The organism is Microcystis sp. LE19-8.1F (assembly GCF_027531715.1).
GTDB lineage: Bacteria > Cyanobacteriota > Cyanobacteriia > Cyanobacteriales > Microcystaceae > Microcystis > Microcystis wesenbergii_A.
Map to the genome: position 1 here is coordinate 1 of NZ_JAPZSO010000084.1, position 21,157 is coordinate 21,157.

15 protein-coding genes and 1 pseudogene are annotated in these 21,157 nt (G+C 45.0%); 6 read left to right on the forward strand and 10 right to left on the reverse strand.

All coding sequences use genetic code 11. The annotated features are described in order from the left end of the window. Positions 1-164: 164 nt before the first annotated feature. The 4 genes from O9334_RS08750 to O9334_RS08765 form a co-directional block, all read right to left on the reverse strand. A complete protein-coding gene (locus O9334_RS08750) occupies positions 165-944 on the reverse strand; it encodes an ABC transporter ATP-binding protein (RefSeq protein ID WP_287730670.1) in 780 nt (259 codons plus the stop codon). 27 nt (positions 945-971) lie between these two features. Further along, the gene (locus O9334_RS08755) at positions 972-1,604 is read right to left on the reverse strand and encodes a 2OG-Fe(II) oxygenase (protein WP_190380842.1); all 633 of its coding nucleotides are present in this window, start codon (positions 1,602-1,604) and stop codon (positions 972-974) included. Between the two features lie 97 nt (positions 1,605-1,701). Next, positions 1,702-2,478: a DUF3226 domain-containing protein gene (locus O9334_RS08760; protein ID WP_045362520.1), complete on the reverse strand. Its 777-nt coding sequence runs from the start codon at positions 2,476-2,478 to the stop codon at positions 1,702-1,704. A 2-nt stretch (positions 2,479-2,480) separates the two neighbouring features. Next, on the reverse strand, positions 2,481-3,599 hold the full coding sequence (locus O9334_RS08765) for an AAA family ATPase (protein ID WP_045362523.1): 1,119 nt from the start codon (positions 3,597-3,599) through the stop codon (positions 2,481-2,483). 204 nt (positions 3,600-3,803) lie between these two features. Here O9334_RS08765 and pheT point away from each other — a divergent pair, with 204 nt between their 5' ends. Together pheT and O9334_RS08775 are read left to right on the forward strand one after the other, a co-directional pair. Beyond that, positions 3,804-6,239, forward strand: a complete 2,436-nt coding sequence (gene pheT, locus O9334_RS08770; RefSeq protein ID WP_287999862.1) for a phenylalanine--tRNA ligase subunit beta — start codon at positions 3,804-3,806, stop codon at positions 6,237-6,239. A 265-nt stretch (positions 6,240-6,504) separates the two neighbouring features. Further along, the gene (locus O9334_RS08775; RefSeq protein WP_045362529.1) at positions 6,505-7,197 is read left to right on the forward strand and encodes a pirin family protein; all 693 of its coding nucleotides are present in this window, start codon (positions 6,505-6,507) and stop codon (positions 7,195-7,197) included. Positions 7,198-7,409: 212 nt separating this feature from the next. Here the strand turns inward: O9334_RS08775 and O9334_RS08780 are convergent, their stop codons facing one another. Further along, the gene (locus O9334_RS08780; protein WP_002740673.1) at positions 7,410-7,652 is read right to left on the reverse strand and encodes a hypothetical protein; all 243 of its coding nucleotides are present in this window, start codon (positions 7,650-7,652) and stop codon (positions 7,410-7,412) included. 257 nt (positions 7,653-7,909) lie between these two features. Here O9334_RS08780 and O9334_RS08785 point away from each other — a divergent pair. Beyond that, a pseudogene (locus O9334_RS08785) lies at positions 7,910-8,390 on the forward strand (hypothetical protein). 306 nt (positions 8,391-8,696) lie between these two features. Here the strand turns inward: O9334_RS08785 and crtB are convergent. Continuing rightward, a complete protein-coding gene (crtB, locus tag O9334_RS08790) occupies positions 8,697-9,629 on the reverse strand; it encodes a 15-cis-phytoene synthase CrtB (protein ID WP_190380845.1) in 933 nt (310 codons plus the stop codon). A gap of 105 nt (positions 9,630-9,734) precedes the next feature. Then, positions 9,735-11,165, reverse strand: a complete 1,431-nt coding sequence (pds, locus tag O9334_RS08795; RefSeq protein ID WP_190380846.1) for a 15-cis-phytoene desaturase — start codon at positions 11,163-11,165, stop codon at positions 9,735-9,737. 452 nt (positions 11,166-11,617) lie between these two features. Here pds and O9334_RS08800 point away from each other — a divergent pair, with 452 nt between their 5' ends. Both O9334_RS08800 and O9334_RS08805 read left to right on the forward strand, forming a co-directional pair. Further along, positions 11,618-14,398, forward strand: coding sequence for a cation-translocating P-type ATPase (locus tag O9334_RS08800; RefSeq protein WP_287999866.1), 2,781 nt, complete (start codon positions 11,618-11,620; stop codon positions 14,396-14,398). Positions 14,399-14,402: 4 nt separating this feature from the next. Continuing rightward, positions 14,403-16,202, forward strand: a complete 1,800-nt coding sequence (locus tag O9334_RS08805; RefSeq protein WP_287999868.1) for an SLC13 family permease — start codon at positions 14,403-14,405, stop codon at positions 16,200-16,202. A 58-nt stretch (positions 16,203-16,260) separates the two neighbouring features. Here O9334_RS08805 and O9334_RS08810 read toward each other — a convergent pair whose 3' ends face one another. The 3 genes from O9334_RS08810 to O9334_RS08820 all read right to left on the reverse strand — a co-directional run bounded on the left by O9334_RS08810 (position 16,261) and on the right by O9334_RS08820 (position 17,818). Further along, entirely contained in the window at positions 16,261-16,797 is a 537-nt protein-coding gene (locus O9334_RS08810) for a tetratricopeptide repeat protein (protein WP_045362547.1), read from the reverse strand. 161 nt (positions 16,798-16,958) lie between these two features. After that, positions 16,959-17,741 (reverse strand): transporter substrate-binding domain-containing protein, encoded by a 783-nt coding sequence (locus O9334_RS08815; RefSeq protein WP_045362550.1) that lies wholly within the window; start codon positions 17,739-17,741, stop codon positions 16,959-16,961. After that, positions 17,738-17,818, reverse strand: coding sequence for a hypothetical protein (locus O9334_RS08820; RefSeq protein ID WP_223210873.1), 81 nt, complete (start codon positions 17,816-17,818; stop codon positions 17,738-17,740). The genes O9334_RS08815 and O9334_RS08820 overlap by 4 nt, the downstream gene beginning before the upstream one ends. A 345-nt stretch (positions 17,819-18,163) precedes the next feature. On the opposite strand from O9334_RS08820, the gene O9334_RS08825 reads away from it, so the two are divergent. Next, complete coding sequence (locus O9334_RS08825) at positions 18,164-21,091, forward strand: DEAD/DEAH box helicase (RefSeq protein ID WP_287999871.1); 2,928 nt, start codon at positions 18,164-18,166, stop codon at positions 21,089-21,091. Positions 21,092-21,157 lie beyond the last annotated feature (66 nt).

Below are 21,157 nucleotides of genomic sequence, written 5' to 3' on the forward strand. Positions count from 1 at the left end.
ACCCCACACCCCACACACCACACGCCAGACGCCAGACCCCCCACTCAACACCACACTTCCCCATCTCCCCACACCCCACATCCCCATCACCCCACACCCCACACCCCATAACCCCATCACCCCATCACCCCACACCCCACACCCCACTTCCCTCAATTGACTGATCACTGAATTGGTCCGTCGATACTGCCGGTAAAAAATTGCTTGAGTACGGGGATTTCGGAGTGATAAGCCTCTTGAGTCGGTCCAACCCATTGAAATTGACCTTTATAGAGAAAAACGATGCGATCGGTGGTATTTTCGATGGTGCTGTGGACGTGGGTGACAATGAGATGGGCCCCACAGGCTTTTTTTACCTTGAGAAGTTCCATAATTACCGTCTGGATGCGGGTAGAAGCGACGGGATCCAGTCCGGCAGTGGGTTCATCGTAAAGGAGAATATTCGATCGATCGGCGGCGATCGAGGGATCGCTGATAATTGCTCTGGCTAAACTGACCCGTTTTCGCATCCCTCCGGATATTTCAGAGGGATAGAGGTCGTAGGAACCGGACATACCCACTAAATCGAGTTTTTCTTCCACTAAATCGCGGATTTCGGCTCGTTTTAGCTTTGAGTTGCGATAGAGAGCAAAACCGACATTTTCCCCGACGGTGAGGGAGTCAAAAAGGGCCGATTGCTGGAAAACTAGACCAACACCGAGGGGATCTTCCCCCTGTTCTACGGTTCTCTGGCGTTTTGTGCCGTAGATGTACACTTCTCCCCGATCGGGGGCCAGTAATCCGGCGACTAAGCGTAAAATCGTCGATTTTCCCGTCCCGGACGGACCGATCACGCCGATCGCTTCCCCTTCGTACACTTTCAGATCGACGTTATTTAAGATTACTTTCTTGCCGAAAGCTTTGGTTACTCCCCTTAATTCGACGATCGGTTCGCGCATCACCATCTAGAATATCTTTACAAAAATGCCCTTTTATTGTAGGGCAATGACCCGATCTTTCTTTTTTTTCTTTTCTGGTTTTATGGTTCGCGACTCTATCTGCATTTCGGGAATCTCTCGCAATTCTTCGGCATCTAAACGATATTGTTCGCAGACAAGACTGAGACGAATACCGGAACAGCTAACGGGATTAACTGAATGGGTGAGATCTCCTTGAAAGAGGATCAGGGTGTTAGCACAAGGACGAATCTGGGCCACGGAACGATTGCCTGTTGCTAGTACCAGTTCCCCCCCTTGAATATCCCTAGGAACCTGCACATAAAGGACGCTAACTAGGAGCGGAGGATCGATTGTTTTACAATAGGAGCGCAGGGAGCGATCGATATGGGGATCGACGCGTGAACCGGTTTGTAGGAGTAAGGGGTTAAGATAAAAAGCGTTGCAGTCAGCTTGTAAACTGCGATCAAGATAGGGTTTAAAATAGGGAAACATTCGTTCGACTTCGCTGATTTGTGTGCGTCGAAAAGCGATGGAAAAGCCTTTGGTTTTAACGAAATCTCGATTTAAATTGTTAACTGTGAAGTGGGGACAAGCGAGAATCTGTCCTTGTAGTTCGCTCAGATAACTGGGAGTGAAAGCGTCGGGATATTGGGAATAGTAAGGCACGGATAGAATCGCAACGGGATGGCAATCTTTAGGATAGCTTGTTTTTAGGGGAGATGGGGATAATTTCGATAGCAGCTATTCAATTATCTTTTTTTTCTCAAAGTCCGATAATTTGCTCAAGGAAATTTTTAATAAGCTTGATGCTCTCTAATTCTAGGGTTTGCTTATCTAGCCAGCGATTATCTTGTAGGGAAACTTGTAGGGCTTTACCCGGTCTTAATATACTACTAATACTGGATATAATTGCTTTCTTTTCACCTGCTGGTTTATCAAAATATTTGAGGTCTTTTTTAGTTAACTGATTCCTGTCAATACTTTCTATGTAGGTTTGAGAAAGATTGAGTAAATTAGGATAATTTATCCTAGCACATTCGAGAAGAATATCTTCTAAAGTTCCTTGCTCACGATTGTTAGGAGCGATGAAAATACCACAGCGAGGAGAATAATGGGTAACTTCGCCAAGTAGGGCAGGCGTTCGTAAGTTTGACAAATCAAGAGATGATAAGCAAGCAATTAGTTTATTGAACCTTTCTTGGGGGGTTTCATTATCATCAGCATCTAAAAAAATCCCCACACTAAAAAGCCGTGCAACTTGAATAAACTTTAGACTTTCTTCGATGGTTTGCGCTATGCGTGTAATGCCGATAGAACTATGTAAAGCGATTGATAGTTGCTCATTTTGAACAAAAGATGGTACTGGTACTCGTTTGGTTAAATCACCGTCTAGTGGATAAGCTGTCGGGATAAGTGTTTCCCAAAATTTATCCAATGAAGATAAATGAATAACTCGCTTTAAGTCATAAAATTTAAGTAAACCAATTAAGAATTCGACATCCTGCGGACCTTCGACAACAATATAGCAGTATCTCACCATCTTTACCTCACATCTAACCCACGTTCCCAACGCAATCTATGCAATAAATCGCCCGAAAATCTTTGAGGTTTTTCCCTTGGAGAATTTAATCGAAAAGCTACCATGTCTTCTATGGCCTTTTCTGACCGTAGCATGGCATCAACTGCTTCTAAACTATGGGTAGTTACAAAAAGTTGAATTCTTCTTTGATTACAGGTGTTAATTAACCAAGAAAATACACGACTTAAGGCAGAAATATGAATAGATGTCTCGATTTCATCAATTAGAAGTACCCCATCGGTAATTGTCAACAAACTAAGCACCATAACTAAGGTTCTTTTAAATCCGTCACCAAACACATAGAGAGGAGCAAAACCAAGCTGTTTATGTTCTATATAAAGAGTTGGTCTATTGTTGGGTGAAAGTATTTGTAGGTCGGTGATTTCCTCGTCAAATAACCGAATTAAATCTAGGATGTCATCTTTGTTATTTTCTTCCTTTAGGATGATTTGTGAGAGTCTATCTAGAATTGGTTCCGAGGACAAATAAGCAGGAAATATGGTGGCATTTTTCACCAGTATTTTTTGTCGTTTCCTTTGAATAAAACGCTCTTTTTCCCAAAACTGAAATACTTGTTCCTTATCTATCCCAAGCAGACTGCCTTGCTCTAAAATATGGGCGGTAACACTTAATTCTAACCCATTGATAACCAGATCGGTTTCCGAATCGGTGGAATCATCATTGAACTTTTCTGGGTTGCCTTTTTCGTTGCTCGCACCGTAAATATCGGTGAGATTAGCTGCTAGATTTTTAATCGGTGAATTTCCAGTACACTTGATCGAAATTTGTCCTTGATAGGATGCGTTACTAGCAAGATTATTCTGACGAAAGAAAACCCATTTAATTGCTTCCAAATCCGGTCGCATTAAAGATGTTCTGCCTAGATATAATCGACGTTGAGCCACTTCTAGCCACTGAAAGGGATCGAGGGGATTACAAACAATTGAAACAGCTTCGAGAATGCTAGTTTTGCCAGAATTATTATTACCGACAAAAATGTTCACCTGTCCTAGAGAAGACAGTTCTATTTGTTCAAAACCACGATAACCACTGATTTGTAAACTTTCAAAAAGCCGAGTCATTTTTACTGGCTCCTACAATATTGCCGATAACAACTGAAATAGCTAGGATCAAAGATAAAATTTGCAATTTTTACGATAAAACCCTTGTATTATAACTCATTTGTGGCTCTTTTTTTGACTAGCAATCATTTTCCTGCCAACCCAGTCGCGGTGACAACCCACCGTTTACAATAGTTAAGAACCAACGGCAAGCAAGAATTAACGATGCGGATTTCGATCAACTGGTTACGAGAATTAGTCAAAATTGTCCAATCTCCCCAAGAATTAGCCGAATTATTGACAATTGCGGGAATAGAAGTGGAAGAGATCGAGGATCGCCGAGAATGGGCAAAGGGTGTGGTTATTGGTAAAATTATCGATCGCCAACCCCATCCCAATGCGGATAAATTAAGTGTCTGTCAGGTGGATATCGGTCAGGAAAACCCTAGTACAATTGTCTGTGGTGCGCCCAATGCTAGGGCTGATATTCTAGTTCCTGTGGCTACTTTGGGAACTCATTTACCAAAAATCAATTTAACGATTAAACCGGCTAAATTGCGCGGGGTAAAATCGGAAGGGATGATCTGTTCCCTCGCAGAATTAGGATTAACTAAAGATTCTGAAGGAATCCACATTTTTAGTCAGGAAAATCTCCCTTTAGGTACAGATGTTCGTCCCCTTTTAGGACTCGATGAGGTGATTTTAGATATTTCTCCCACCGCTAACCGTGCCGATGCTTTGAGTATGATCGGAGTCGCGCGGGAAGTGGCGGCTTTGACAGGAGGAGAATTAAGCCTACCAAAAGTCAAATTACAGGAATTTTCCCCTAAAAAAGATTTAACGCTGGAAATATCAGAAAATACAGCCTGTCCTGCTTATATTGGTACGGTGATCGAGGGGGTAAAAATTGGCCCATCTCCGCTATGGTTGCAACAGCGTTTACAGGCTGCCGGATTGCGATCGATCAATAATGTGGTCGATATTACTAATTATGTCCTCTTGGAGTGGGGACAACCCTTACACGCTTTCGATCGCGATCGTTTACAAAGTTTTGCCGGAGGTAAATCCGTTACTATTGGGGTCCGTTTTGCCGAGGAAGGGGAAAAAATCATTACCCTTGATGGTCAGGAAAGAAGCTTAAAAGAGCTTAATTTATTAATTACTGCCAATAATCAGCCTGTAGCTTTAGCGGGGGTGATGGGAGGTCAAGATACAGAAGTTAACGAGGAAACCGTTAATCTTGTGCTAGAGTCGGCTTTATTCGATCCGATCGCCATCCGTCGTTCCTCAAAAGCGCAGGGTTTACGCAGCGAATCTTCTGGACGCTATGAACGCGGTGTTAATCCCGCCGCTTTGGAATATGCTTGTCAAAGGGCGATCGATTTAATTCTAGAGTTAGCTGGGGGAACTGTCAGCAGTCAGGTTAAAGCTGATTATCGTGCCGATCAGTCCAGTCGTTCGATCGAATTGCGTTTAGAACGTTTACAGCAGCTACTGGGTCAAGTTACCCTAGATGATGGTGCGATCGGTGAAATTCTCGCCGAAGATGTGGAGCGGATTTTAGGCAATTTAGGCTGTGAATTGCAGTTAACCTCGAAAAATCCTGTTCTGTGGACTGTAACAGTGCCAGACTACCGTTATCGGGATTTAGAACGGGAAATTGACTTAATTGAAGAAGTGGCGCGACTGTACGGATATGATCGCTTTGTCGATACTTTGCCGGCAAAAACCGCAGCCGGAGGATTATCCTTTGAGGAAACTATACAGCGTCGAGTGCGGGAAGCTTTTCGCGCAGTGGGTTTGACGGAATTAGTCCAGTATTCCCTAGTTAAACCGGAATTAGCGGAAGTTGTCCTCGCTAATCCCCTTTTTGTCGAGTATTCTGCTTTGCGGACTAATCTCCTAGACGGTTTAATCGAAGCGTTTGAGTATAATCAGTCTCAGGGTAACGGTTCCTTAAATGGCTTCGAGATCGGGCGAGTTTTCCGCTTAGAATCGGATAATATCAACGAATACGATGCAATTGCTGGTATTTTCGGCGGTGATTTCTTCCCTGCCGGACGTTGGCTGCGATCGGGTAAAGAGGTGGCCATGACTTGGTATGAAGCAAAAGGCATTTTAGAAGCAGTATTTGATCGCCTTTCGCTGACAGTAAGCTACGAAAAATATGCCGAAGATGCGCGTTTTCATCCCGGACGAACAGCCTCTTTATGGATTGGTAAACAACGCCTAGGTATATTCGGTCAACTACACCCGCAATTGCGTCAGCAAAAGGGATTAATTGAGGCAGTTTATGCCTTTGAAATCCAGTTCCCGATCCTGTTAGCAACTCTTAGCGATAGTGCCAAAATTACCCCGCGTTTACAGGTCTATTCTACCTATCCGGGGGCGGCGCGAGATATCGCCTTCTTTGTTTCCACAGATATACCCGTAGATAGATTGACAAAAACTATCAAAAATGCTGGAGGTAATCTCTTAGAAAAAGTCGAATTATTTGATCGCTATCAGGGGCAGAATGTGCCAGAAAATCATTGTAGTTTGGCCTTTAGTTTAGTCTATCGTGCCAGCGATCGAACTTTGACCGATGAAGAGGTGGAACCCTTAATGACAAAAGTGCGAGAAGCTTTAGTTAAACAGTTCCAAGTTTCTTTAAGAAGTTAAATTCAGCGAGCAATTATCAGTTATCAGACATCGACCTTATATTATCTCAAGACTAAAAGTCGGCGTTGCTGAATCAAGATAAGTAGTCATGCAAAATAAATTTCCTAGTGAAGATAGGCAAGAGGCAAGAGGCAAGAGGCAAAAGCTTTGTCGAAATGTGTAATTAATTTTGCTCAGGTACTTATGAATAGTAATTGTGCATCGTATCGACAACAAACGCTTATTAGATAGACTGGGAATATAGAGATAAAAAAGAGGAAAACTGATGATTACTATACGCAAAGCTGAGGAAAGAGGCCACGCTAACTATGGTTGGTTGGATACCTATCATACTTTTTCTTTTGCCCAATATTATGATCCCCAACAGATTAATTTTAGGAGTCTCAGAGTTATTAACGAGGATAAAGTGATTGGGGGAAAAGGATTTCACACCCACGCACACCATGATATGGAGATTTTAACCTATGTTTTGCAGGGAGAACTAGAACACCAAGACAGTCTCGGCACGGGTTCCGTGATTCGACACGGTGAAATTCAACGGATGAGCGCGGGAACAGGGATAAAACACAGTGAATTTAATCATTCTGCCACTAATCCCCTCCATCTTCTGCAAATTTGGATTATTCCCGACCAAAAAAATCTAGAACCCGGTTATGAACAAAAAGCGATCGAATTTTCTCCCCATACCCTACAATTAATCGCCTCTCCCACCGGTGCTGGCAACGCGGTTAAAGTCCATCAAGACGTTAATCTCTACGCGGGAATTTTGCCCCTAGGCCAGTCCCTCACCCATTCCTTAGCCACTGGTCGTTATGGCTGGTTACAGGTGGCTAGAGGGCAAATAAACCTAAATGGCGTGCATTTACGAGCGGGGGATGGAGCGGCAATTAGCGAGGAAACTTCTTTGGCTATTCAATCTCTAGAAGACTCGGAAATTTTGCTTTTTGACCTAGGGTAAGCTAAGACGCATCTTAACCGCCTATCCTTAGATTAGCCCACCCCCCTTGCCCCCCCGACCCCCCCGATGTCGGGGGGCAGGGGGGGCTTGCCTCTTGCAAGAGTGCCTTTTGCCTCGTCTCAACAAGCAATTTAAATGCGCGGGCAGCTTAGTGGGTTTGAGTGTTAGGAACCCTAGGGGCTAAGTTTTGCCGCCAATTCCCCGTCCGACTTTTAGCCATCAATACTGTCCACCACGCTCAGAAAATCGTTGTGGATTAGCTCGGCGATAAAATTCTCCGGATCGGTGATCGGAACAGTAACGCCTTGACTGGCCACCATCTGTGCGGCCATCCGAGTCATGAAGTCCTGTCTTGTTTCGGTCATTCTACCCTGACATTGTTGCAATTTTTCCACCAACTCCAGTGGGGAATCGGCCACCAGTTTATCTCCCTCGCGGGTGACATAAATTGTCATCTTTCCTGCCTCCTAAATGATCGGGAACGAGAATTCGGCACGACTAAACCACTTCTTTTCTCGCTATCATTATTGCCAGTTAGTTAGTCCCATCCTCGTCGGTCTTTCCCTATTTCCATTATTTGTTCTGGCTTGTCGCCGGGTAATTATTATTATCGCCAAAATAAAAGGATAAATTTGTCAATCTTTGTAACGAAAAATCCAGAGAACCTGTTCTCACGGTATCGCCCCGAACCTTTGCGGAGAAATTTGTTACAATGAATACAAGGGGACTCCCCGCACCATATCCCATCCCTAGATAGTAAGAAATTGGCGGGGTGGGGAGCGGAAGCCAATAGTCCCGATAGGGGGGGCATTTGTCAGAGTTTCCCGCTTCCTTTAGTTTTAGGGGGAAAAGCCATGAAATCTGCCACATTATTATCGCCCGATCGACCGCTGCCAGAACTTCTCCGGTCAGCTATCCGAGAACGTTTTCCGGGGAAAGCGATCGATGATCTCAGCATCCGCTACTATGAAAGCGTCGAGGATGTGGGGTGGGAGTATTTTAACGAGAGGGTGTTGCCGGCCTGTAGCGATGAGCCTGTTGTCCGCTATCTCGGCCCGTTTATATCCTACGTCCGCCTAGGAGAAGCCTTGGTTTTGGATCGGCAAGATGGTCTTGTGGTTTACGAAACCGATCGAGATGTTCCCTGCACGGAAACCGGACCTTTCTGGTTGGTGACTCCTAAATCGCTCTGAAAAAGCCAACCCAAGTTAAGCAGCTGAATTGGGAAAACTTAATAGTTAGGGTTGGCTGAATAAGTCTAAAAACCTTGTTGGGTAAAACTTTTAGACTTTTGGGAGGTCAAAAAGTACCGGATATGGGAGTGATCGGGGGGAGAATTAAGGGACTTTTTCCCTGAAAATTGGGTAATTGACCCCCTCAAAATCGGTAAAACCCTACACCCCACACCCCACACCCTGCCCCCACGAAAAACTTTTTGCCGCAAACCCTAGTTGAGACTCGACGGGTGGAGTCGGCAAGCGACAAAACCCGTCGCATTTTTATAACGCCTGCGATCGCAACCAAGCCACGGGTAAATAGAGCATTTTCTTGGGTAAAGGCACGAAGGCACGACGGGCAAAGACATCGTAATTATTTGCTTCAATTACGTCTAAAATGCCTTGATAAAGCAGTAAAGCCGCCCAAACCGGCCAACGGGAATCGGGATTAAGGGCGCGAATCCCCCTTTCGGCGGAATCGTAGTAATAACGGGCGCGCTCAATTTGGAAGCGCATTAACGCCTGCCAACGGTCATCATTAACCCCTTTGAGTAAATCGTCTTCGCTGTAGTTAAAACGCTCTAAATCCTCTAAAGGTAGATAAATCCGCCCACGATGGACATCTTCCCCCACATCCCGCAAAATATTGGTTAATTGATTGGCAATACCCAGATCGATCGCTTCTTCTTGAGGGATATAGACGCTTTGATTGCGTCGCCAAGGAGCCGAGCGATCGCCATCTTCCAATCCTAACACCGCGCTGGACATTAACCCCACCGTCCCCGCTACCCGATAGCAGTACAGTTTTAGTTCATCAAAGGTTTGATAACGACTGCGATAGAGATCCATCTGTTGCCCGGCGATCATATCCCGAAAGGGTTGGATATCCATGGGGAACTTTTCTAGAGTATCCACGAGAGCGACATCGGCATCCTCAAGGGCAACCCCAGAAAAGACTGTTTCTAGCTGTTTTTCCCATAAATCGAGGGTTTCAGAGGTAGTTAACCGGGCTTGGGGGCCATCGACCAGTTCATCGGTACGACGACACCAGACATAAATTGCCCAGATCGCTTGACGTTTTGGTTTCGGCATCAGGAGAGTACCGAGATAAAACGTTTTGGAATACTTCTCTGTAATCCGGCGACAGAGTTCGTAGGACTCCGCAAGGGAGACGAGGGGTTTGGTGGGGTGGGTCGGTTTTGGCAATTGGAGCATTCTGCTGGGGCGGAATGATTGACTTAGATTAACGGCGAACTGTGGCTAATGATATAGCATTGTCTCACTCAAGGCCATTTTCGTCATTAGTCCCTAGCCAGAGAATTAACGAGCGCTGGACACTGGTGTAGATTGGGTTTTATTCGGGTTTAGCGGTGCTGCGGGGTGATCTTTGCTGATCACTGCTGCCGCTAATTTCCCCGATAAAACCGCTCCTTCCATGCTTCCTAAATATTTTTGCATGGTATAGTCACCGGCGAGATAAAAATTCTCGATCGGAGTTTTTTGAGAAGGTCGATAAGCTTGTCGGCCAGGGGTGGCTTTATAAACCGATCGGGGAGTTTTCACCAGATGATATTTTAACAATTGACTGGGATTATCGCCAGTAAAATGTTGGGGAAAGAGTTTTTCTAGTTCTTTCATCGTGGCGGCGATAATTTCTTCATCGGATTTAGTAATCCAATCGTGAGCGGGAGCGAGAACTAATTCTAACATCGAGCGATCGGGGTTAGCGTATTCTTTACAGGTGTTGCTCATGTCAGCATAAACACTGAGTAAGGGCGAACGGGAGAATAATAAATGATCGATGTCGGTTAGTTTGCGATCAAACCAGAGGTGTAAATTAATAACAGGAACCCCTTCTAATCCTTCTAATTTTTGAAAGAATTTATCCTCTTGCCAAGGCTTAGGCAGTAAAACTTTTAAAGGATCTACAGGCATCGCAGAAACATAAATATCGGCTTCAAAAAGATAATCTTCCCCACCGTCTAAACCGCGCATTAAGAAGGCTTTAACCGTGCCATCTTCATTTAAGAGAATCTCTTTTAACGGGGCATTTAAGCGCACTTCGCCACCTCTAGCGCTGATGTAATCGACTAAAGGTTGGCAAAGTCTTTCTGTAGGTGAACCATCGAGAAAAGCCATTTTTGAGCCGTTTTTCTCCTGTAAAAAGCGGTTGAGGGCTGTTAGTAGAATCGTGGCGGAAATCTCGTTAGGATCGATAAAGTTTAGGGCTTTCGACATAGCGATAAACACTTCTTTTTCTACCCTAGGGGGGATGTTTTGTTTCTCTAACCATTCCGACCAAGAATATTTATCCATCTCCTCGACGTAACTTTGTCCTTTAACAATGGCAGGGATTAAACCGAGTCCAAATTTAATTTTTTCCTCCCAAGTTAACATATCGTTATTGCGGAGAATGGCAACAATACCGTTAATTGGGGCGGGAATATCAGGGAAGTCAAACCGCGAATAGGTCCCAGGTTTTTCCGGCTGATTGAAGATCATCGAGTGTTCTTTCCACTGTAGGCGATCCTCTATGCCTAATTCTTGGAATAATTGCAGCATATTGGGATAAGCGCCAAAGAAGATATGTAAACCGGTTTCGTACCAGTCCCCATCGGCATCTTTCCAAGCGGCAATTTTTCCCCCTAATACATCGCGACGTTCCAGTACGATGGGCGTATGTCCCGCATCGACAAGGTATTTCGCACAAGATAATCCGGCTAGTCCCGCACCAGCGATCGCAACTCGCATCGTTTCCTATCTACTCTCTAATGTCTTGTCTTTATCACATTCGCTATTATACTTCACATTTCGTTACATTTTTTTCAGATTGTCGAGAAGGCAAAAGGCAGGAGGCAAAAGGCAGGAGGCAAAAGGCAGGAGGCAAAAGGCAGGAGTCAGGAGGCAAAAGGCAAAAGGCAAAAGGCAGGAGGCAGGAGGCAAAAGGCAGGAGGCAAAAGGCAGGAGGCAAAAGGCAGGAGGCAGGAGATTATTTTTATTTATTCTCCCCCTGCAACGCGCACAAAGTGGTCTCCCCACTTCCTTGATAACTGCTGACTGCTTACTGATAACTGCTCACTGATAACTGCTCACTGATAACTGTTTGCTGGTCACTGATAACTGATAACTGATATTGTGATATGTAATTAGCTTAATTCGCTTACCTTTTTAGTTCACGCGTACACCCTCTTCAATCGATCGCTATGACTTTTCCCACTACGTCACCCCAAGTCTCGGAAATAGAGAATAATCGTGCTTGGCATAATTTAACTGGCGAACAAACCCTAGAAATACTGAGAACCAATGGGGAAACCGGCTTAATCGAGGCTGAAATTGTTAAAAGAAAGGATATTTTCGGGTTAAATGAACTAAAAGAAACGGGGGGACGTAGCCCGTTAATGATTCTCTGGGAACAGTTTACTAACATTATGTTAGTGATGCTGATTGCCGTGGCGGTGGTTTCGGCGGTTTTGGACCTGAAAAAAGGGGAATTTCCCAAAGATGCGATCGCTATTTTTACGATTGTTATTTTAAACGGTATTTTAGGATATTTACAGGAAAGTCGGGCAGAAAAGGCATTAGCCGCCCTTAAGCAGTTATCCTCGCCGAAAGTCCGGGTTATCCGTAATGGTAGCACCTTTGAAGTGGCGGCCAAGGAACTCGTACCCGGGGATATCATGTTACTGGAAGCGGGGGTACAAATTGCCGCCGATGGCAGATTATTAGAAGCACAAAACCTGCAAATCCGCGAAGCTGCCCTCACGGGGGAAGCGGAATCGGTGAATAAACAAGCACAAAAGGTTTTACCGGAAGATGCCTCTTTAGGCGATCGCATTAACCTCGTCTATCAGGGTACGGAAGTAGTACAAGGGCGCGGGAAAGTGGCGATTACCAGGACGGGAATGGATACGGAAATCGGTAAAATCGCCGCTTTGTTGCAAGGAGTAGAAAGTGAACCAACTCCCCTACAGCAGCGAATGTCGCAGTTAGGTAACGTTTTAGTGAGTAGTTCCCTAGCTTTAGTGGCTGTAGTCGTGCTTGGGGGCGTAATTCGCTTTGGTTGGCAGTTTTTTGAATCATTCCTCGAAACTTCCCTCAGTATGGCTGTGGCCGTTGTTCCCGAAGGTTTACCGGCAGTGGTAACGGTGACCTTGGCAATTGGAACCCAAAGAATGGTGAGAAGACAAGCTTTAATCCGTAAATTGCCAGCAGTGGAAACCTTAGGCTCGGTAACGACGATTTGCTCCGATAAAACCGGAACTTTAACTCAAAATAAAATGGTGGTGCAGAAAGTCAATACTTGCCACCATGTCATTACTGTCGCGGGGGAAGGTTACGCGCCCATCGGTGAGTTTAGTGGTGCTAGTGAAAGTGATCCCGAACTACAGGCAATTTTAACGGCTTGTGTGCTGTGTAATGATGCACTTTTGCAGAATAAAGAGCAAGAATGGTCAATTTTAGGCGATCCCACCGAAGGAGCTTTACTGACGTTAGCGGGTAAAGGAGGACTATATCGGGAAGCATTGGAACCAAAAAGCCCTCGTTTAGGCGAATTTCCCTTTTCTTCCGAACGAAAGAGAATGTCAGTAATCTGTGAGAATGCCCAGTTAGGTTTGGGGGATTCTGCCTATTTAATGTTTACCAAAGGCTCACCGGAATTAATTCTCGAACGTTGTTCTCTGATCCAAGTTGGGGCGGAAAGTCAACCCTTAACAGCAGCACAAAGAAGCCGTATTTTGGCACAAAATGACGAAATGGCGGGTAATGGCCTACGAGTCTTAGGTTTTTCCTATAAACCGATGACAGAAGTGCCGGAAGCGGAAAGAGAAGATAGTGAGGAACAATCCCTGGTTTGGTTGGGATTGGTGGGAATGCTCGATGCACCCCGCAAAGAAGTTAAAGAAGCGGTTGCCCTCTGTCGTCAAGCGGGAATTCGTCCGATTATGATTACTGGAGATCACCAATTAACGGCCAAGGCGATCGCCATTGAATTGGGCATTGCGGCTGCTGGGGAGCGAGTAATCACCGGTAAAGAATTAGAAAAAATGTCTCAGAATGACCTAGAGGGAGAGGTAGATGGTGTTAGCGTCTATGCTCGTGTTTCTCCCGAACATAAGCTGAGAATCGTCCAAGCTTTGCAAAAACGGGGCAAATTCGTCGCCATGACGGGGGACGGGGTGAACGATGCTCCGGCACTAAAACAAGCGGATATCGGTATCGCCATGGGCATTACCGGAACCGATGTCAGCAAAGAAGCCAGCGATATGATTTTGCTGGATGATAATTTTGCCACCATCGTCGCCGCCACCGAAGAAGGGCGCGTGGTTTACAGTAACATTCGGCGCTTTATTAAATACATTCTCGGCAGTAATATTGGCGAGGTTTTAACGATTGCAGCGGCTCCTCTGCTCGGTTTAGGCGGTGTACCCCTTTCTCCCTTGCAAATCCTCTGGATGAACCTTGTCACCGACGGTTTACCGGCTCTTGCTCTGGCAATGGAACCCGCCGAACCTAATGTGATGAAACGTCCACCTTTTAGCCCCCGGGAAAGCATTTTCGCCCGCGGTTTGGGTTGGTATATGATTCGCATCGGCATCGTCTTTGCCATTCTCACCATTATTATGATGTACTGGGCTTACCGATATACTCAAGCAACCCCCGAAATCGGAGATCCCGGACGTTGGAAAACCATGGTATTTACTACCCTCTGTTTAGCACAAATGGGTCATGCTTTGGCGGTGCGTTCCCATACCCAGTTAGCTGTGCAAATGAATCCCTTCTCTAATCCTTACATTATCGCCGCCGTGGGTTTGACAACGATCCTACAATTGTTGTTAATTTATGCTCCTCCTCTACAAAACTTCTTCGGTACTCAATGGATTAGTGGCACGGAATTATTAATCTGTTTTGGATTTAGCGCCTTAATGTTTGTTTGGATTGAGTTAGAGAAGTTATTTATTCGCTGGTTCATGACGAAAAAATAAATCAATGCCAACACCAATTATTCTGACTTTAACGGTTTTAGTCGTTGCTTTAGTCGCTTTCGTGGCGGAATGGCTACCAGTAGATTTAACCGCTTTATGCGTGGCGATTGTCCTCATTCTCTTGGGTTTAGTTACTCCCGAAGAAGGTATCGCCGGATTTAGTAATTCTGCCACGGTGACAGTGATGGCGATGTTTGTGCTTAGTGCCGGAATTACCCGCACGGGAGTGATTCAAGTAATTCGCGATCGCTTGCTGGTTTGGGGTGGCAAAAGTCCCCACCAACAGGTATTTGTCCTAGGGGCATTAGTGGGGCCGATTAGTGCTTTTATTAATAACACGGCAGTGGTGGCGATCTTTTTACCCATCGTTGAAGATTGGTGTAAAAAACAAAAAATTTCTCCTTCTAAGTTATTAATTCCCCTTTCCTACGCCACAGTTTTAGCGGGGATGATTACCGTGGTGGGAACTTCTACTAACATTCTCGCTAGTGGTATTTCTGCCAAGCTGGGTTATGGGGAATTTAGCTTATTTCAATTTACTGCTTTAGGATTAGTCACTTTTTTAGCAGGTTTGATTTATTTAACAATTTTTGCCCCAAAATTACTACCCGATCGCAAATCTTCCGCAGGGGAATTTTTAGACGATGATTATGGTTCTAAAGTATATCTGAGTGAGGTAATTATTACCCCTCGTTCTAATCTTATCGGTCAAACTTTATCCCAAAGTGGACTACAAAGAAAGTTTGATTTTGATGTGTTGGAATTAATCAGAAATAAGGTACATTTACCCCAACCTTTAGCCGATAAAGTTCTCAATGCTGGCGATATTTTAATCGTTCATAGTAGTCGGGAAGAACTATTAAAAATTAAAGATGAACGAGGCTTAGAAATCTTTGCCGATGTCAAATTTCAGAAAGGAGATATTGAATCGACAATTACTACAGGTGAGGAAAAATTAGCCGAGGTTTTGATTCTATCTAATTCCCGTTTAATTGGGACAACTTTAAAAGATCTAAAATTCCGTCAGCGTTATAATGCAACAGTTCTAGCGATTCGGCGTGGTTCGGAATTACTACAAGGAAGATTAGGGAAAATTCCTTTAAAATTTGGCGACTTGCTCTTAGTTCAGGGACCAAAACAGAGTTTTGTGGGGTTACAAACCACGCGAGAATTATTAGTTTTAGAAGAAAAAGAGCTTGAATCATTGCGACAGGATAAAGGCATTATTGCTTTAATGATTACTTTGTTAGTGATTATTATTGCCGCTTTTGATATTCAACCGATTCTTGTCACCAGTTTAGTCGGGGTGGTTTTAATGGTAATTACTGGCTGTCTAAAACCGGGAGAAGTCTATGGTTCCATTCGTTGGGATATTATCTTTTTATTAGCGGGTTTAATTCCCCTGGGTACTGCCATGGATAACTCGGGAACGACTAAATGGTTGGCAGATAATTTAGTGGCTATCGGCGGTCATCTTTCGGGGTTTTGGATCTTAGTTTTCTTCTATCTAATTACCTCAGTTTTAACTGAAATCCTCTCTAATAACGCCGCCGTGGTGTTAATGATTCCCGTCGCCGTGGAAGTAGCGAAAACGTTGGGTTTAAATCCTTTGGCATTTATGTATGCTGTCACCTTTGCTGCTTCTAATAGTTATCTAACACCGATTGGCTATCAAACTAATACCATGGTTTATGCACCAGGCGGCTATAAATTCCTCGATTTTACCCGTTTGGGTGCGCCCCTAAATTTAATTTTGACGATTTTAACCCCTAGTTTAATTGTCTTGTTTTATGGCTTGAAATAAAGAAAGAAAGAGATCGAAGAATCTTCGATCTCTAAAAAGAATTTGATAGTAGTCAAAACTATTTCGATTCGGCGAAGCGTTTACGCAGGGATTCGGCTCGCTTTTTCGCTACGGTATTGTTAGGATCAAATTTGAGAGTTTCTTCGTAGGTTTCGAGAGCTTTTTTAGCCATCTGTTTCTTTTCGTAAACATTGCCAAGATTATTGAGAGCGATCGAGTATTGAGGATAAAGTTTAATTGCTTCTTTGTAGTTACGAATCGCTAATTCTAATTGTTCTTGGGCAAAATAGGAAAAACCGAGCGCATTGTAGATTAGAGCTTGATTTTCTGGTTCGATGTTTTCTTCCTCAGAGATTTTTAAAGCCTTTTGTAGTAAACTCAATGCTTGAACATAGAGTTTTTTATCGAGATACAGACTCCCTAATTCATAGTATTCTTTAGCTGTACCTTTTTCTTTTTGCAATTTCTTTTGTAGCTTGTTAAAGGTTCCTTCCACTCGACGGGTTTTAAAGATTTGCACGATGACAAAAATTCCTAAACCAATCACGAAAATTAGCAATCCAGAAACGTAAATAAGCGGCAGGGTATCTTCCATAATTAGCGATCGAGCAATCAATATTTTTATACTTATTCCCTCAAATTATAACAGGATTTAGTCAGTGATCAGTGATCAGTTATCAGTGATCACTGATCAGATTTGAGTTTTCAGTTCACTGATTACTGATTACTGTTCACTGTTCACAGCAAAAAAGCACCCTATCTCCCCATTTCCCGAATTCTCAGGGGTAAGCCCCAATAGTTCACCCGTTCTGCTAACCAGCCGGTGGATTCTAGCCGCTCGATCGCTTGGTTGACGCGTTCTCGGAGACTTTGGTACTGTAAACCTTTAGGGAGAACGACTCCTAGAGCGATCGCGCCCAACTGGATCGGTAATTGACGATAATTGGGGAATTGCCGCACCCAACCGGTTAAAAGACTATTATCAGCCGCAAAAGCGTCTATTTCCCCCGTTTCCAGTAAATTAAAAGCTTCTTGATAGGAAGCAACCCCGCGCAGGATAGCGTTAGGCAAATTGGAACGCACAAGGGCGATTGTCGTCGAACCGTTGAGTACGGCGATTCTAGAGTTAGCTAGGTCTTCTAAACGCTGAAATTGCTGGTTTTTCGTCACAAAACCGCTGCTATCGAGGTAATAAAAGGGGCTAAAATCCACTAAGCGCTGACGTGCAGGAGTAATCGCCACACGAGCGATCGCCAAATCCACCCGATCATCAATAACCACCTGTAAACGTTCTTGATTACTAACGGGTTGGAGAATAATAGCACTGTCAGAACCGAGAATTTCTGCGGCTAGACGTTTAGCGATGTCGATTTCCAATCCTTGCAGATTCCCCTGAGAATCAAGGAAAGCGAGGGGAGGGAGATTATTTTTGACAGCGACAATTAATTTTCCCCGGCGTATAATCGTATCGAGATCGGTGCTAAAACTTGGAGCTACACCTAAGAGCAAAAAACCAAGAATAAATAACAAATTTTTCATACTGTTTTACCTAAACTAACTCGATTTCTACCTTGATTTTTAGCGGCGAACATGGCATGATCAGCCCGCTCGATCACCGCTTCTAGATTATTATCTTCAGGGCTAAATGTTGCGAAACCGAGATCAAAGCAAAACTACTGCCAAAAAGAAAATCTAGTCTCAAAAATAAATGCAGGTAAAAATAATTGCCCAAATAGCCTAAAATAATTGATATAACCAACAGGGGCAATGATTTGTTACCCAATCTGGGCAGGTGCTTTAATGCCATGGCGAGCTAGTGGTGATAGAAAAAAAGTCATTCATTATAACCATTGTAAAGGTCAATCCGCCTCTAGTTTCTAGAAGTCCGCTTTTTTCGACTAGAATAAAAAAAGCCAGTCAGAATAGCCACAATTAAGAAAATTTCTCCTCTTAGACTTGACGTGAAAGAGTCCCTCAACCCTACTTCTTTGGATCTCAAAACCATTTTTCCCTTTAAACTCGACGACTTCCAGCAATCGGCGATCGCATCTCTCGCTGCCGGTAAATCAGTGGTTGTCTGCGCTCCCACGGGTTCCGGCAAAACTTTAATCGGAGAATACGCTATCTATCGCGCCCTAGAAAGGGGCAAACGGGTTTTCTACACCACTCCCCTGAAAGCTCTTTCTAACCAAAAATTCCGGGATTTTCAAGAAAAATTCGGTCGCACCCCCACCGATGGCGATGAGGATTCCCCGCTGCTGTTTGCGGAAGTGGGATTAATTACCGGCGATGTGGTGATCAATCCCTCAGCATTAATTGTAGTCATGACTACAGAAATTTTTCGCAATATGCTGTATAGGACTCCGATCGGTCAGGTAGGCACTTCCCTAGAAAACGTGGAAACCCTGGTTCTCGATGAATGTCACTATATCAGCGATCGAGGTCGCGGCACCGTTTGGGAAGAATCAATTATCTACTGTCCCCCTAGTATCCAATTAGTGGCCCTCTCCGCCACCATCGGCAACCCGGGGGAACTCACCGACTGGATTAACTGGGTGCGGCAACTGCCCCAATCCGGCGACAATAAACAGACCTCCAGCTGCGAGCTAATTAACTCCGATTTTCGCCCCGTCCCCCTGCGCTTTTATTTCGCCAATAAAGAGGGATTATTCCCGCTGCTCGACCCAAAACAGAGCAAAGTTAACCCGAAACTACACTCAAAAGTCGGCCACGGCAAACCCCGACGCTTAAAACGAGAAGATTGTCCCACCATCGCCTCGATTGTCACCACTCTGCGGGACAAGGATATGCTCCCGGCCATTTACGTCATTTTCAGCCGTAAAGGTTGCGATCAGGCGATTCGAGAGCTAAAAAACCTCAATCTCGTTAATCCAGAAGAAGCTAGAGCCATTTACTACCGTTTACTCATTTTCTTCCTGGAAGATAATCCCAATCTGCAAGAACTCGCCCTTTCCTTCTTTGCCGTCGAAAATCCGCCTCTACACCAAAAATTACTGGCTTTTTTCGCGAATAACCCCCAGTCCGACGAGCAACTCCTCAGCCTCTTAACCGCCGACCCCGAGACGAAAAATCAACTGTTTGAATTCCTGGCCAGTGCTTCCCAATTGGTGCGCGCCGACCAAGTGGAACCCCTCACCCGGGGCTGTGGTGTTCACCATGCGGGGGTTTTACCCCTCTGGAAAGAGTTAGTCGAACAACTCTTTGAAGCCGGTTTAATTAAGGTGGTTTTTGCCACCGCTACTCTCTCGGCCGGGATTAATATGCCCGCCCGCACCACCGTTATCTCGGCCCTCTCCAAACGCACCGATGATGGCCATAGTATGCTGACTCCCTCGGAATTTGTCCAGATTGCCGGCCGGGCCGGTCGCCGGGGAATGGACGCGGTGGGCCATGTGGTGACAGTACAAACGCCCTTTGAAGGGGCAAAAGAAGCGGCTTTTCTGGCCACCGCCCAACCGGAACCTCTGCAAAGCTGTTTTGCGCCCAGTTACGGCATGGTCTTAAATCTCCTGCAAAAACACAGTCTAGAGGAGGCCAAAGACCTCTTAGAGCGCAGTTTCGCCGAATATCTCGCTCGTTTGAAGTTAAGCCCCGAACGACAACAGATTACCGCCTTAACCACCGAATTAGCTAAGTTGGATATGGAATTAGCCGGGATCGAGCGGGAGCAGGTCTTCAGTTACGAAAAGCTACGGGAAAGACTGCGGGAGGAAGAAAGACTGTATAAAATCCTCGCTAGTCAGTCAGAGGCACAGAAAAGACAGGAAATACATCTAAAATTGCCGAATATTCCCGTCGGAACTATCCTCCATCTCAAGGGCAAACACATTAAGGTTCCCGTCCCCGTCCCCGCTATCTTTGTCAATACCCTGCACGGAGCCGGTCAAGTGCGAACCCTTGTTTGTTTAGGCAGTGATAATCGCTGGTATTTAGCCGCCTATGCCGATATTAGCGAGATCGATCGAGGTTTTCTCTCTCCTGCGGAATTAGGCGAACTGATACCCCCTTCTCTAGCAGCAGTCTCCCTAGGGGGTTGGCGCAAGGGTGAGGAAAATACTCAGGCGATCGCCGATTTAATCCCCCAACAAGTGCAGGGCATCCCACCGGTGACGGAACTGGCAACACAAGCACAAAGAATTGAAATTGTCAATAGTCAAATTGCCGCTCATCCCCTGCAAAAACGCAAAAATCCAGGGCGATTGATGAAATTATACTACGATCGAGAGATTGCTCGCGATAAGTTACACAAAGCCCAGATTAAATACCAGAAACAACAATCGCGCAAATCCTACTACTGGGAAGAATTTCTGAATCTAATCGAGATTTTGCGAGAATTCCAAGCATTAGAGGGTTATTTGCCCACTCCCCTCGGAGAAGCGGCGGCCACTATTCGCGGGGAAAATGAACTCTGGTTAGGATTAGCGATGATGTCCGGAGATTTGGACAGATTGACTCCTAGCCAACTAGCCGCCGCCATCAGCGCCATGATTACGGAACCCCCTCGCCCCGATACTTGGTGCAATTACCCACCTGTGCCAGAAGTTATCGATATTTTGCGGCAAGGAGAAGGAAATTCCCCCGGTCTGCGAGAAGTTCGCCGTTTACTCTATCAAGCTCAATCTCGCTACGATATCACCATTCCCGTCTGGTTAGAAACCCAACTGATGGGGATTGCCTCCCGTTGGGCCCAGGGGACATCCTGGCCGGAATTGTGCGAAAATACTAGCCTCGATGAGGGAGATCTAGTGCGATTATTACGGCGCACCGTCGATGTTCTCTGGCAAATTCCCCAAATTCCCCGGGTTTCCCAAGTTCTTAAAGATAATGCCCGTCTCGCCGTCACAGCCATGAAGCGCTTTCCTTTATAATAGACCTCTTGTAGAAATCAAAAATCGTTGTTAGGGTTAGGAGCCAGTAGCCAGTAGTCAGTAGTC